14 protein-coding genes are annotated in these 14,267 nt (G+C 55.8%); 8 read left to right on the top strand and 6 right to left on the bottom strand.

The window, feature by feature from the left end; translation table 11 throughout:
• Positions 1-226 precede the first annotated feature (226 nt).
• Genes G8770_RS09040 through G8770_RS09025 form a run of 4 tightly spaced genes read left to right on the top strand, consistent with a single transcriptional unit; the run spans position 227 to position 5,176 of the window.
• A complete protein-coding gene (locus tag G8770_RS09040; RefSeq protein ID WP_167185082.1) occupies positions 227-946 on the top strand; it encodes an SRPBCC family protein in 720 nt (239 codons plus the stop codon).
• Positions 943-1,812: an FAD binding domain-containing protein gene (locus G8770_RS09035; protein WP_167185079.1), complete on the top strand. Its 870-nt coding sequence runs from the start codon at positions 943-945 to the stop codon at positions 1,810-1,812. Before G8770_RS09040 ends, G8770_RS09035 begins: the two co-directional genes overlap by 4 nt.
• Positions 1,809-2,315: a (2Fe-2S)-binding protein gene (locus tag G8770_RS09030; protein ID WP_167185076.1), complete on the top strand. Its 507-nt coding sequence runs from the start codon at positions 1,809-1,811 to the stop codon at positions 2,313-2,315. Before G8770_RS09035 ends, G8770_RS09030 begins: the two co-directional genes overlap by 4 nt.
• A complete protein-coding gene (locus G8770_RS09025) occupies positions 2,312-5,176 on the top strand; it encodes a xanthine dehydrogenase family protein molybdopterin-binding subunit (protein ID WP_167185073.1) in 2,865 nt (954 codons plus the stop codon). The genes G8770_RS09030 and G8770_RS09025 overlap by 4 nt, the downstream gene beginning before the upstream one ends.
• 131 nt (positions 5,177-5,307) lie before the next feature.
• Here G8770_RS09025 and G8770_RS09020 read toward each other — a convergent pair whose 3' ends face one another.
• The 5 genes from G8770_RS09020 to selD all read right to left on the bottom strand — a co-directional run bounded on the left by G8770_RS09020 (position 5,308) and on the right by selD (position 10,846).
• Entirely contained in the window at positions 5,308-6,861 is a 1,554-nt protein-coding gene (locus G8770_RS09020) for a PhnE/PtxC family ABC transporter permease (protein WP_208022154.1), read from the bottom strand.
• Positions 6,858-7,610 (bottom strand): ATP-binding cassette domain-containing protein, encoded by a 753-nt coding sequence (locus tag G8770_RS09015; protein ID WP_243760377.1) that lies wholly within the window; start codon positions 7,608-7,610, stop codon positions 6,858-6,860. The genes G8770_RS09020 and G8770_RS09015 overlap by 4 nt, the downstream gene beginning before the upstream one ends.
• Positions 7,611-7,656: 46 nt before the next feature.
• Positions 7,657-8,526 carry a putative selenate ABC transporter substrate-binding protein gene (locus G8770_RS09010; protein ID WP_425050243.1) on the bottom strand — a complete coding sequence of 290 codons (870 nt, stop codon included), beginning with the start codon at positions 8,524-8,526 and terminating at the stop codon, positions 7,657-7,659.
• Between the two features lie 155 nt (positions 8,527-8,681).
• Positions 8,682-9,794 (bottom strand): tRNA 2-selenouridine(34) synthase MnmH, encoded by a 1,113-nt coding sequence (gene mnmH / locus G8770_RS09005; protein WP_167185067.1) that lies wholly within the window; start codon positions 9,792-9,794, stop codon positions 8,682-8,684.
• Positions 9,791-10,846: a selenide, water dikinase SelD gene (gene selD, locus G8770_RS09000; protein WP_167185064.1), complete on the bottom strand. Its 1,056-nt coding sequence runs from the start codon at positions 10,844-10,846 to the stop codon at positions 9,791-9,793. The genes mnmH and selD overlap by 4 nt, the downstream gene beginning before the upstream one ends.
• 278 nt (positions 10,847-11,124) lie before the next feature.
• Here selD and G8770_RS08995 point away from each other — a divergent pair, with 278 nt between their 5' ends.
• Together G8770_RS08995 and G8770_RS08990 are read left to right on the top strand one after the other, a co-directional pair.
• Positions 11,125-12,000, top strand: coding sequence for a transporter (locus G8770_RS08995; protein ID WP_243760376.1), 876 nt, complete (start codon positions 11,125-11,127; stop codon positions 11,998-12,000).
• A 46-nt stretch (positions 12,001-12,046) separates the two neighbouring features.
• Positions 12,047-12,391 carry an antibiotic biosynthesis monooxygenase gene (locus G8770_RS08990; RefSeq protein ID WP_167185062.1) on the top strand — a complete coding sequence of 115 codons (345 nt, stop codon included), beginning with the start codon at positions 12,047-12,049 and terminating at the stop codon, positions 12,389-12,391.
• Here G8770_RS08990 and G8770_RS24625 read toward each other — a convergent pair.
• Positions 12,356-12,448, bottom strand: coding sequence for a PLDc N-terminal domain-containing protein (locus G8770_RS24625; protein ID WP_243760389.1), 93 nt, complete (start codon positions 12,446-12,448; stop codon positions 12,356-12,358). The genes G8770_RS08990 and G8770_RS24625 overlap by 36 nt on opposite strands.
• A 440-nt stretch (positions 12,449-12,888) precedes the next feature.
• Here G8770_RS24625 and G8770_RS08980 point away from each other — a divergent pair, with 440 nt between their 5' ends.
• Together G8770_RS08980 and G8770_RS08975 are read left to right on the top strand one after the other, a co-directional pair.
• The gene (locus G8770_RS08980) at positions 12,889-13,362 is read left to right on the top strand and encodes a MarR family winged helix-turn-helix transcriptional regulator (RefSeq protein WP_167185056.1); all 474 of its coding nucleotides are present in this window, start codon (positions 12,889-12,891) and stop codon (positions 13,360-13,362) included.
• Between the two features lie 111 nt (positions 13,363-13,473).
• Positions 13,474-14,220 carry a glutathione S-transferase family protein gene (locus G8770_RS08975; RefSeq protein ID WP_167185054.1) on the top strand — a complete coding sequence of 249 codons (747 nt, stop codon included), beginning with the start codon at positions 13,474-13,476 and terminating at the stop codon, positions 14,218-14,220.
• Positions 14,221-14,267: the final 47 nt, after the last annotated feature.

The raw sequence follows: 14,267 nt of genomic DNA, 5'->3' as shown, positions 1-14,267 counted from the left end.
GTTTCGACAGACCTGGCTGAGTGGCACGTTATGAACAGCATTTTTTTATCATTTTTCAAAATTCTTCTCGCTCGGATTCAGCCGTAAATATTCAATTTTTCTGACACGAAATCTTTACAAATCAACACCGGTGTACACTAGACCACACTACCCCAATTGGAACATAATAACCAAAGAAAAAAAAAGCGGATAAAGCCATAATAACAACAACAGGAGTGTTCGATACATGGAGATGCTAGGCGAGCAGCGCATTGCTGCTCCTTGTCAAAAAGTCTGGGAAGCCCTCAATGATCCCGATGTCCTGCGTGCGAGCATTCCGGGCTGCCAAAGTCTGAGTAAAGAAGCCGATGACCGTTTCGCGGCGACGGTCGAAGTCAAAGTCGGTCCCATCGGTGCGCGCTTCAAGGGCGTGGTCACACTGACACAACTCAAACCGCCACACAGCTATGTCCTGTTACTGGATGGCAATGGCGGCATTGCCGGTTCCGCCAAAGGCTCTGCCAAGGTACATTTGAGCGAGATCGACGGCGGCACACTGGTGTCTTACGAAGTCGATGCGCAGGTCGGTGGCCGCATGGCGCAATTGGGCGGCCCGATTATTGACGCAACGGCCAAACAACTGGCCGGTAAATTTTTCAGCCGCTTCGGTGACATCGTCAGTGGGGTGAAAGCACCAGAGGCAGCACCCGTCGCTGCAGCCGGTCCCGCAGTAACCCCCGCCTATGGCATTCCCGCTTATGCACCAGCTGCGGCGGCTTCTTCACTCTGGCCGGGTATCGCCATCGGTTTGCTGCTGATTTTGGTAGCGCTGGCGGCGTTCGAATATGGGCGTCATTCAACCGCCTCCGTCATCGTCATTGATAACGCCGTGCTGGAACGGCTGATTCAGGAGCAGCAGCATCAAAACGGGACACCCAGCCAGCCCTCCAAAGGAGACCGGCAATGAAACCCGCTCCTTTCGATTACGTCGCACCGGCCTCTGTTGAAGAAGCCTGCGCGACGTTGGCCGAAGCCTGTGGCGGTGCCGCCGTACTGGCTGGCGGGCAAACACTGATACCCCTGCTCAACCTGCGCATGAGCCAACCGTTCATTTTGGTCGACATCAATAATATCCCTGAACTTAAGGGCATAACCCGAGTCGACCACGGAATTCGTATCGGCCCTGCCACACGCCAGTGCGATGCTGTCGACAGCGACATTCTGATTCAGGATCTGCCCGTCATTGTCGAAGCGGTACGCCACGTGGGACACCACCAGACCCGCAATCGCGGCACAGTGGGCGGTTCCATCACCCTGGGTGAGCCCGCGGCCGAACTACCCGCCACCGCGGTAGCACTGGGCGCCACCATTGAGATCCGATCTTCGCAAGGCATACGTCAGGTGTCCGCCGACGAATTTTATCTAGGTCCTTACATGAACGTGCTGGAGCACGATGAACTGGTCACGGGTATTACCTTTCCCGGCTGGCCCCAGGGTCACCTGACGATTTTTCGCGAACTGGCACAGCGCCCCGGCGATTTCGCCTTGGTCGGACTGGTCGGCGCACTGGCGATTGAGGCCGGTAAAATCACCCACGCCGGACTGGCCTGGTTTGGCATGGGACCGACACCGATGAAAGCCCGGCAAGCCGAACAACTATTGATTGGCCAGTCGCTGCAGGACATTGATCCAGAGATCATCGCAGAAAGCGCTGTTGCCGATACCGCACCTTTCGACGACCAGCACACCAGTGCCGAGTATCGTCGCACCGTCGGCACCCGGCTGTTCGCCCGCGCATTGCTTGAGGCCATCGACGCTCAGGAGGCGGTATGAGCAAGCACACCATAGAACTGACCATCAACGGCCGCCGTCACAGCAGCGACGTTGAAGCGCGCACCTCCCTGGCGGATTTTTTACGCGACGATGCCGGTTATACCGGTGTCCACTTAGGTTGTGAGCACGGCGTCTGCGGTGCCTGCACCGTCATCGTCGACGGCAAAGCCGTGCGCAGCTGTCTCATGCTGGCCGTACAAACCCACGGCAGCGACATCACCACGGTGGAAGGTCTCGCGGCGGACGACGGCACCCTGCACACCGTCCAGCAAACCCTGCAGGACGAACATGGATTACAGTGTGGTTTCTGTACTCCCGGCATTGTCATGACCATGGCGGCGCTCACGGACGAGTCCTACCGCTCACAGGCAAACCCTACGGAAGAGCAGTTGCTGGGTGCGCTTTCCGGTCACATTTGCCGATGCACCGGTTATCAGGGCATTCGCCGGGCGGCGAAAAAACTGGCCAACCCGGTGGAAATCTACAGTGGAGACGAGTCATGAACGCACCCACTCAGATTAGCGGCCCCAAAGCCACTGAGAACATTCAGGAAACCCAGCTGGCCATCAAGTCGGAAAGCCAATTAGAAAGTAAGTCGGAGAACAAGCCGTCCGAAAAGCCAAGCCACGACGCCATCACCAGCGGACGTTATATCGGACAAAGGGTGCGCCGCAAGGAAGACCCGCGACTGCTGACCGGCCGCGGTCAGTTTGTGGATGACATCAGCCTGCCGGGGCAATTGCAGGTAGCCTTTGCCCGCAGCCCGATTGCGCGCGGCGACATTGTCGCCATCAATATGGATATCGCCCTGGATGTCCCCGGTGTGCATGCGATTTACACCCAGCAAGACCTGGCCTGCTACAACGTGGACATGATCAGCTTTTTCCTGGTGTCCCCGGAAGTTGAAATCACCCCGCTGGCCAATGGCCGGGTTGCCTATGTCGGCGAGCCGGTGGCATTGGTCATCGCCGACAGCCGTGCCATCGCCGAAGATGCCGCCTCGCTGATTGAGGTGGAATACGCCGAGCAGGATCCGGTGATCAGTATCCGCGACGCCCACCACGCACCACCGATTCACCCCGGTACCGACGACAACATTGCCGCGCAGATGGGTGAGGAAGACATTGACGAAGATCTCGAAGCCGAGCTGCAACGCGCACCTCACTTGATCACGCACACGGTGGTGCATCAACGGATCTCGCAATCCCCCATGGAGACCCGCGGTGTTCTTGTCACCTTTGACGGCAGCGAAGAAATCACGCTCTACATTACCTGCCAGAGCCCGCACATGGTGGCCCGCTGGGTGTCCATTGCCCTCGGCTTGCCACCAGCCGCCATCCGGGTCATCGCCAAAGACGTCGGCGGTGGTTTCGGACTTAAAAACCACCCCTGGAAAGAAGAGACGGCGGTCATTCTCGCCGCCATGAAATTGCGGCGTCCGCTGAAATGGATCGAAGATCGCTACGAAAATTTGATCGGCGCCAATCAGGCCCGCGAACAGGAAATGGCACTGCAAATCGGTTTCGATCACGACGGCACCCTGATCGCCTCCCACGGGAATTACAGCTGTAACAATGGCGCCTACCCACAGCTCGCCGAGTGCAATATTGCCGTGCACATGTTTGTCTGGGCCGCCTACAAAATGCCCACCTATGGTTTCCTGACCCGCGGCTGGTACACCAACACCGTCGGCTACGCCGCTTACCGTGGCCCCTGGGCGATGGAGACCCTGATCCGTGAAACCGCCCTGGATGTTGCCGCCCGACGCATAGGCCTGGACCCCATCGAGATCCGTCGTCGCAATCTGGTGACCTTACAGGATCAACCCACCACCTCCTGCATGGAAATTCCGCTGGAAGACGTCACCCCGGCCGAGTGTCTGGAGAAATTACTCACTGCGTTTGACGTGGCCGCCTTCCGTCAGGAGCAGGCCGCCGCTCGCGAGCAGGAGCGCTACCTTGGCTTGGGATTAGCGACCTACATTGAGCCCACCGGCGCCGCCGGGGCGATCACCACCATGACCGGTGAATTGGCCCAGGTGCGCATTGAGCCCACCGGCAAGGTCACCGCCACCATGAGTACGCACTCCCAGGGGCACGGCACCGCCACCACCATGGCGCAAATTTTTGCCGACCGACTGGGCGTTGCCTATGAAGACGTCACCGTCTTTGAAGGCGACAGCTCACGCGGTGGCTTCTCTCCCGGCGCAGCGGGAAGCCGTCAGGGGGTGATTGCCGGTGGTGCCGCCATCAAAGCCGCCGAGTTGCTGGCCGACAAAACCAAACTGCTGGCCAGCCATCTGCTGGACACCACCCCCGACAATATCCTTATCGACAACGGCATGGTGTCGGTTGCCGGACAACCGGACAAAACCCGTTCGCTGGCCGACATTGCCAACATCGCCTACGGCGAGCCCGATCGCTTACCGGAAGATTTTGAACCCGGACTGGAAGCCCAGTACCGCTATCAGCCGCCACCCATGACCTTCAGCAGTGCCGCCAATGCCTGTGTGGTGGAAGTGGACAGTGATACCGGCTTCGTCAAGATTCTGCGCTGGATCTCGTCCGAAGATTGCGGCACCCCGATCAACCCGGCCATTGTCGAAGGTCAGATTTCCGGTGGTCTGGCGCAGGCCATTGGCATGGTGTTGCTGGAAGAGGTGGGCTTCGACGAGCGCGGCAACCCCACCACCGCCACCTACAAGGATTATCACCTGCCCGCCATTTCCGATGTGCCGGATTTTGAATTCGTGCACGCCAACACCCCGTCACAATCGGTCGGCGGCATGCGCGGCGTGGGCGAAGGCGGTGCCATTATCGGCGCTCCCGCACTGGTGAACGCCATCGCCGATGCTCTCTCGCCTTTTGGTGAGGTGCCGGTGGAACTGCCACTGACACCGGTGAAATTGTTGAGTGTGATTGAAGGTCGTGACCTGAGTCGTAAAACCGCAGCGCCCGCCAACACCCCGGCGCAGGAGGGCAACACGAGCGTGGCCGAGCCAGTCACTCCAGCTACCGCACCGGAACCCGCAATCGCGCCAGCCACAGCCACAGCCACCAACACTGTAGCCGCCGTGATCGACGGTGACTGGAAAATGATCCTATCCACCCCCATGGGGCCACAGGAAATAAGCGGCCATTTCGAAACTCAGGGCGACTTGCTGTCCGGCTACCTTAGCAGCCCCGAAGGCCAGATGGACTTTAGCGGAACGGCGGAAGGCAATAACCTGAAATTTGATTTAAAGGTTCAGAAACCGATGAAGATCACCCTGAAGTACAACCTCACGGTGGACGGTGACAAGCTGGCGGGCAAATGCAAAATGGGGATTTTTGGCTCTGCCAAGGTCTCCGGTGAAAGAGCTTAACGCTGTCCCCGCTTAAGCGCTCTATCTTCAACGGTCTGTCGTAAACAACAGCTTGGCAAATTAGGTGCCCGCCATCAAGGTGGGCACCTAAACTTTTGCGTGCTGAACCGTTAAGCTTTTGCAAAAGTCGTTTATTGGGCAGTGTCCGGCAGCGCCTGTCGACGCAAACGGCGTGAGACACTGTCCACCACAATGTTCAACAAGGCCGTCACCACGATCAGCAAAAAGGCACGGTCGTAACGGATTTCTTCGAACGCAGAATCGATGTAAAAACCCAGTGTGGCAATGCCCAGTATGCCCATGATCGCGCTCTCACGCAGAATGACCTCCCAGCGGTAAAATAGAAACGCCAGCATCGCGGGGAAACGCCGCGGCGTTTCTACGTAAGCATAGCGTTTGAGCCCTTGCGGATCATCCGCTCGGGTAATCCGGCTTTTGTGCTCCGCATCGCTGGCGTTGGCCACCAAAAAGGCAATCAAGCCGCCGTTGTGCAAGGCCAGCGCCAGCACCACCGGCAACCCCGACGGCCCCAGCAACAGCAACAGCACATACACCAGCACCATCTCCGGGGTCGAGCGCAACACCAGCAACAGCAGGCGACCCGGCCAGCGCATCACGGGTCCCACCAAAGCCCGGCTGGCAAGCGGGTAGGTGAGCAACACCAACACGCCGGTCAACACCACCGCAATTTGCGTCAGCAACAGGGTCTGCACCAGTCCCGGCCACACCTGCTCACTGAACATCATTGTGAGCCAGTCGAGCAATCCGCTGCCATCACCGGCGCGCAGCGCCGACGGCCAGATGTCCACACTGACAAACTGCCACAGGGATCCCCCCCCGCTGAAGCCAATCGTCTCCGGCAATAACCACACCGCCGCGATCAAATAGAGCGGAATCAAACGCGCACGCAGCCACCAGCGCAGGCTGGCAATCAGCAATAAAAACGCCCACAACAAGGCACCGGCCTCGCTGTACTGCCCCTGCTTAAACGCCGTTTCCAGATGGAACCCCAGGGTCGGCAAACCGATAAACCCAAGAATGGCACTGGAGCGCAGCGCACATTCAAAGCGGTAGCGGGTATAGCTCAACAATGCCGACCAGGATTGGGGCAGCAGCGTATAGGCCGTACGTTTAAGACCCGTTGCCGCCGGCGGTAACGTCTGCGCAGGCTGCGTTGCCTGCTGCTCAAAAATTTCGGCAAACACCTTGCCGAAGACACCGGTAAACGGCACCAGAATGGCCAGTAAACCGGTGGTGGCACTGAGGCCAAAGATCTGCATAAAGATCAGCCCCCAGAACAGTTCATGGACGGAGCGCAGCGCCGCACACAAGAGCCTGATCGGGCGCCAATGAAACACCATGGCCAACAGCAACCCCAAGGGGGCCGCCACCGCCACCGCCAACAACGCAAAAGCCACGGTATAACCCAGCGCCTGCAATAGCGCCGGTAAGTCGCTCCAGCCAGGCAATAGCAATCCCCAGCCGATTTTCCCCAGCTCCTGCCAGGGGTCCACCGCATAGATTTCAATATCGGCACCGAACAACGCCAACAGTGCCGCCCCCACCATCAGCAGACAAACACCGTTCAGACGGCGGGCACTCGAGTTCTCACGAAACGGAAGATGGGGCAGGAAACGGGATACTTTACCGGCGAGACATCGAAAAGACTGTGTGATAAACGTCATGAAGTGCGAATAACCCAACCATCGTCGGTGTTGCCAGGCAGACCGGAAACCGGGGAAGACACCTGCTGGTAAAATTCATCCAGTTGCTCACCATTCAATTCCCGAGCCGGACAATCACAGCAGAGCCGGCCTTCGCGCAGCACCACGATCCGGTCAAAGTGATCGAGTGCCAACTGGCGGTTGTGCAAACTGATCACCGCCGTTTCATGCTGCTCAAGCAAATACGCCAATAACATTTCAGCCTGTAACGGGTCCACCGAAGACACCGGCTCATCACCGAAAAACACTGGCTGGCGACGGAATAAGGCACGTCCAATGGCCACCCGCTGGCGTTGACCACCCGACAACCGGTCTACCGATTGCCACAGTTTGTCTTGCAACCCCAACGTCTGCGCTATTGCGGTAATGTCGCTGCGAGCTGATGACAGCGGACGGATAAGATTCCACAGCGCTGTCAGCGTACTGAATCGATCCAGTCCGCCCATGAAAATATTCTGATACACCGACAACAAATCAACCAGCCCACCCCCTTGAGGTTGCAGCGCGCTAGTCTCCGGCTGCTGTTGGTACAACAGATTCATCAAGGTGGTTTTACCCGCACCCGAGGGGCCCAGTAATGCCACTTTCTCACCCTGACGGATGGTCAAACTGATGTCCGCCAGCACCCGGTGATCACCGTAACTTATGGACTGATGGGTCAGTTGCAATAACACCGGCGCGGTCGGCATGGCTTCAGTTGTCTCAGTCATCAAGAGTTGTCTTACGCATCAATCATGGTCTTTCTAATTCGCTGTCTTACTGATCAATCAAGCCAATGGCTTTCGCGGTTGCTTCAATCGGTGCATAGTCACTGTTGTTTGCCGGAACAAAACTTTTTCTGGGAAAGCTGGCCAGTAACTCCGGGTCAGTCATCTCAAGCAGCACTGTACGTACTTTCTCTTTAAAGCCCTGACCAAAACGCTGATCCACATCACCGCGGATGCTCCACTGATAATCCGGATAGGTGGGCGTTGTCCAGATGACCTGAACTTTGTCCTCGTTGATGTCGCCCTGCTTGAGCATATTCTCCCACACCGCGTAGTTCACAGCGCCGAGCTGATAGGCGCCGGACTGCACTTGCGCAATGGTGCGACTGTGATCGCCGGAAAACCCAACGCGGGAAAAAATGTCTGCAGGTGCTGCAGAAAATGCCTGGCGCAGATAATATTCAGGCATCAAGCGACCCGACGTCGATCCCTTCGAACCAAAGGTGAAGGTTTTACCTTTGACTGCTTCGGCCAATTCAGCCCCGGGCTCAATCCCGGCACTCTTATGCGCGATAAAATAGGTTTTGAAAAACTGGTCTTCGAACCCCTGAGCCAGAGCTTCTGCGCCCGGTACCAGGCGACGTGCCTGCACCCCCGACAAACCGCCAAACCAGGCCAGCTGGACCTGATCATTGCGGAAGGCCGTGATTGCCGCGGCGTAAGACTTCACCGGGATATAGCGCACTTCAACCCCGAGCTGGTCACTCAAATAGTCCGCCACCTTGCCAAATCGTTGCTGCAGACGGGATTCATCTTCATCCGGGATGGCTGTGAAAACAAAGGTCTCGGCCTGGGCCAATACCGGCAGGATAATCAACAGAGGCAGCAACAGGGCCTTAACCAATACGCAACGCACAATAGACATGAAAAATTCCTATTTAGTAAAAGTGCCAATCTTTAAAAGTGCCCATGAACATCAATGTAAAATGAACCGTCCTGCGAAAGGGACAACAATACAGGCATGAAGGGACAACAATGCAGGCATGAAAAGTAAATACCCTTATGTCTCACCCCTTACGTCTGTGAGGCGAGGTATTCACGCACTTCGTCTCGATTACCGCGAAAGACAATTTTGTCGAGACGCTTGCTGAGCTGAAAGTCGTACATAGGGTCGTAGTAATCCGCTAACAGCCGTTGTATCCAATCGCGGTGCAAATTTGGATTACCTTGCCGGTGAGCATCCAAGGCCCGAACCAGTTGCTCACTGACCTCAGCATAGCGCACGCCGCCCAATCGCTTACGGACGCGGTACAGCGATTGAGTCAGATCCTCTGCGAACGCGTTGAAGCTGTCCTCCTCACCTAACTGCTGACGCCACTCCTCAAGTTTGTTGAGGATATAGTTGCGATAACTGTGCTCAATACGCTCTTCCAAAGAGACGTCCAACAACACAATCGGACATTGCTGCATAGCCTTTACCAACAACGGCGGCACCGAGCAACGCCCCACCAGACGGCCTTCATCTTCAAACAGAATCGGCTGAGTCGGTGTGCGTAAATGATGCTCTGCTTTCAACAGAGCGACGGCCAATGCATTCTCAAAACTCAACTGGGTGGGCTGCCCCTGCGGTCGTCGGCCAAAACTGGACCCCCGATGGTGTGCGAGTCCTTCCAAATCGACAGCCTGATCCGACGCTTCCACCAGCGCGGTTTTGTTACACCCCGTGCGCCCACCCAGTACCTGCAGCGGGCGGGTCGAACAAATGCGCTCGAACTCATCGATCAGAAACCGGCGCATGGCCTTGTAGCCGCCATGGATACGCGGGTAATCGCAGCCGGCTTCTCGCACCCACTGCTGACAAATCTGACTGCGCAGCCCACCGCGCCAACAGTACAAATAACCCTCAGGGTGACGTTGGGCGAAATCGATCCAGGCCTGAACTCTCTGCGCTTTGACGGAACCGCACACCAGCTGATGTCCTAGCTCAATGGCCGCCGCTTGCCCCTGTTGTTTGTAACAGGTACCCACCTGGGTGCGCTCATCATTGGTCATCAATGGCAAGCTCACACTGGTTGGCAGTGCGCCTTTTTCAAATTCGACCGGTGCGCGGGTATCGATCATCGGTATGTCGTTGAGAAATATCTCAAGCAATTCCTCACGCGTTGGGTTCGCGTCCGCACGGCTCACAGCTCAACCCCACCTTGAACCCGAATCGGGTGCTCGCCACTGAGATCCTCTAACTGGCCAATACTGCGGGCGTACAGCCCTTGCTCAGCCAATAGAGATTCAAGTGCCAGAGCCTCACCCGGACGCACCGCAATCAGCAAACCACCGCTGGTTTGCGGATCGCAGAACAGATGCTGTTCCGTTGGGGCCATCGCCGCCAACTTATGACCGTAGCTGTCCAGATTGCGGCCGGTGCCACCGGGCACACAACCCTGTTGCAGATACCCCAGTGCTTGCGGAATTACCGGTACTGATGTGGCCTCCACCACTGCCTGCAAACCACTGCCTTCACACACCTCCAATAAGTGCCCCATCAAGCCAAAACCGGTCACATCGGTAATCGCAGTCACGCCTTCCAGCTTGGCCGCCTGAGCGCCGACGGTATTCATCTGGCACATGATGTCCCTTGCCAAATGGGTGTGCTCCGGTTGCAGCTTTTGCTGCTTCTGGGCGGTGGTCAGAATGCCGATGCCCAAAGGTTTTGTCAGATACAGCCGGTCGCCGGCTTGGGCCTGATTGTTTTGTTTCAAGTGCTCGCGGCGTGTCAGGCCCGTCACGGCCAGCCCGAAAATGGGTTCCGGGGCATCGATACTGTGCCCACCGGCCAACGGAATACCCGCATCAGCACAGGCCTGACGACCACCATCCACCACTTGCTGTGCTACTTCTGGCGGCAACTCATTGATCGGCCAGCCCAAAATGGCTATCGCCATCAGCGGCTGCCCCCCCATGGCATAGATGTCACTGATGGCATTGGTCGCCGCAATACGGCCAAAATCGAATGGGTCATCGACGATCGGCATAAAAAAATCCGTGGTGCTCAACACCACCTGGCCATTGCCCAAATCGTAGGCGGCCGCGTCGTCCTTACTGCTGTTGCCCACCAGCAACTGCGGCGAATCCGGCAATTGGAGCTGCGACACCAGGATCTGGTCCAGGATTTTGGGAGAAATTTTACAGCCACAGCCCGCGCCGTGGCTGTACTCGGTCAAACGTACCGGTATATCAGTCATGCCTTCATTCGCTTCCACGTTGAAACAGGCCTGAATGATACGGACTACGTACCATTTTGTCAGTCATTCGCCACAAGTACTTTTTTTGCGGCCCTAATCACCCGCACTGGCACACAGTTCATCATGAGTAATACGCTGTGCCGATCTATCCTTTAGGCGCACCTCAGACCTGATGACAGTCACCCTATCGACTCCCTATCGACTACACTTGTGGGATTACTCGGGGCGCAAATTCACTATTTCTCACCACTTTTATTCAGCCACAGGGAAGACGCAGCATGATCACTTTGCTTAACCACGACCGTGAAGCCAAAACGAACCCCGCCGGAAACAGGATGACCTTGCCGCCTCTCTTTGCCAGCACCGTTGCGGTTGTTGTGGGGTTTGCCGCTTTAACTGCGCCAGACTTTGCTCGGGCCCAAAGCAGCGAAGAGCTTGCCAAAAAACTCTCCAACCCCGTCGCCGCCCTCATCAGCGTGCCTTTCCAGCTCAATTACGATTCCGATCTCGGCCCCGATGATGACGGTGACCGCTATCTGTTGAATGTACAGCCCGTTCTGCCCTTCTCCATGAGTGAAGACTGGAATTTAATCTCCAGAACCATTCTCCCGGTCATTTCGCAAGACGACATTATTCCGGGCGCGGGCAGCCAATCCGGTATCGGTGACATTGTGCAAAGCGTTTTTTTCTCACCCAAATTGCCCACAGCGAGTGGATGGATTTGGGGCGTTGGCCCCGTGGCATTACTGCCCACGGCTTCCGATGATTTGCTCGGTGCTGAAAAATGGGGAGCTGGCCCCACCGGAGTTGCCCTGAGGCAAACCGGTCCCTGGACTTATGGAGCCCTGGCCAATCACATCTGGTCCTTTGCCGGTGATGATGACAGGCAGGATGTCAGCAGTACGTTTTTGCAACCCTTTATCTCTTACACCACCAAGCAAGCAGTCACTTTTGCGTTCAATACCGAATCCACTTATGACTGGGAAGCCGAAGAATGGTCCATCCCACTCAACCTGATGGTTAGTAAAGTCGTCAAAATGGGCAATCAAACCACCAGCATCGGTGGTGGCCTGCGCTATTGGGCCGAAAGCACGGATAATGGCCCGGAAGGGTTTGGCTTTCGCCTCGTGTTTACGTTGTTATTCCCAAAATAACGGATGAGATGAAATATCAAGTCGTGTCCGGCAACGGAGGTTTATCGTGAAATACCTGTTCAAAGTCCACATCAAACCCGGCCACACAGCCGAGGAGTACGCCGACGCCTGGATGAGAGCCAGTGACATCATTCAGCGCGCTCCAGGCGCACGGGGTACAGAATTGCATCGCAAACTCGATGACCCCAATGAGCTGATTGCCATTGCCAGCTGGGAAAGCAAACAGCAACGTGATGCCATGGAATCGCATCACGACGGCACCGTTGCCGCCATTATTCGCAGCGCCGCGCCCTATTGTGACATTGAACCCATTGGGGAATTTGACGATCCGGAATGGGTGGTGATGCCCTCAGAGTCACCGGCCTCGGGGACCGGCAAAAAACCAAATTAATAACCCCAACACCGGTAATAACAGCACCACCAAAATCCAGATTAATTTGTTAACCATACTGGCCCTGGATTGAATAATATTAAGGATGGCCCATATATCGGCAATCAAAATAAGAAGACCCAAAAACCCTGATACCTGAACATCCATCGGCAACTCCTTGTTATTCTTTTGTGATTTTTATTTCTTTCGTCATGTTTGTATTGCGGACAAGCTTAAGGCTCAGGTTACTGTTAACCCACCAGATAAAACTGTTCACTCAACTTCTGCGTCAGCGCTTGATCCGCTAAACGGCTTCTTGTGATCCATCTGTGACCCTGATTATAGTTCCCTATCCTGTACTTGGCCTGTCGTTCTTCCTCCCTGTCTCCCCGCCGACATGTTTCCCCACCGACCTGTCTCCCTGCCTGCCCGCCTTCATCACATTACCCTTTTGGCTCGGCATCTAAAAAAGTCTTAAACCACTTGAAATACCATGCATATGCATGTTTAATAAACTCATGACTGACTCAACCCTCCAAACCAAGAACACTGCCAGCAAGGCCAAATCCCGGGTCGCGCCCTGCTTCGCGCTGAGTTTGCGCAAGGCCAACCGGGTCCTGACCCAGTTTTACGACCGGGACATGAGCCCCCATGGCATCAAAATCACCCAATTTGCCATTTTACGGGCTGTTTATTATTTGGGAGAAGCCACCAACCGCAGTTTGCAGAACGTACTGGTGCTGGATCAGACCACCTTGTCGCGCAACCTGAAACCCCTGCTGCGCGATGGCTATCTGGAAACCCGACCCGGCCGGGATAAACGGGAAAAAGTTCTGCAGCTCACCGCGGCCGGCAAGCAACTCTTTCACGCCGCCGCCGAGGATTGGCAACAAACCCAAAGCGATCTAAAAGCCCTGTTGGGCGATGAGCTCATAGCGCAATTACTCACAGTTGGTGATGCCATTGTCGACCTTAAAGACACCTCGAGCTGAAGCACTCTACTCATGACCGGGAGAAACCCTGCGATGAACCAACAAGCCCTACCTCACGCAAAATACATGCATATACATAAACAATAAACCTCAGCAACCAAGGAGACCGCCATGGCGCAGACACACACAAATACCTCATCGGTGTTTCAACCCAGCAACCAGATGACGATTTACACCCATCCGCTCACCCACAATCCCATCAAGTTACAGCTGGTGATGAGTTACATCGCTCACGAATCCGAGCGGGCCCGTCAACAAATGCACGATATCCAATTGGAAACCGTTGCACTGAACCAGCTGGAACACAAACAAAAGGATTTTTTGCAGCTCAATCCCAACGGCAAAATCCCGGTACTGGTGCACGGCGACCTGATTCTCTGGGAATCCAATGCCATTGCCCAGTATTTGGCTAACTATTTCGGTTCCCGTCTGTGGCCCTACGGTGCCGATCAACAAGCCAGTGTATTGCGTTGGTTGCTGTGGGAAACCGGATGTTGGGATACGGTGGCCGGCAATATCCTGTTGAACGAGTTCTATTTGCCCTTTTGGGGCTACCCCGGAGATGCCACCCGCAAGGACAAAAACCGAAAAATATTCAAAACACGCGCCGCGCTGTTAAATCAACAACTGCAAGGCAAGGCGTATCTGAACGCCGAGGAGATGTCGCTTGCCGATCTCTGTATAGCGGCGCCGCTGATGCACTTTGATGCCATTGACATCAATCTCAGCGCTTATCCGGCACTGCAGGATTGGTTAACGCGACTCAAGCATCAGCCCTGGTGGCAGCAGGTCGTGCAAGAGCTGCAAGTTTTTCAAAATACCTATACCACAACCGAGGCATCACAACTGATCTCTTAATCTTGGATTAACCAAACAAGGTACATGCATATACATTTATTTATGCA

Source organism: Pseudomaricurvus hydrocarbonicus (assembly GCF_011602365.1).
GTDB lineage: Bacteria > Pseudomonadota > Gammaproteobacteria > Pseudomonadales > Cellvibrionaceae > Pseudomaricurvus > Pseudomaricurvus hydrocarbonicus.
Note: the sequence above shows the minus strand (reverse complement) of the source record. Positions and strands in the feature narration are given on the sequence as shown.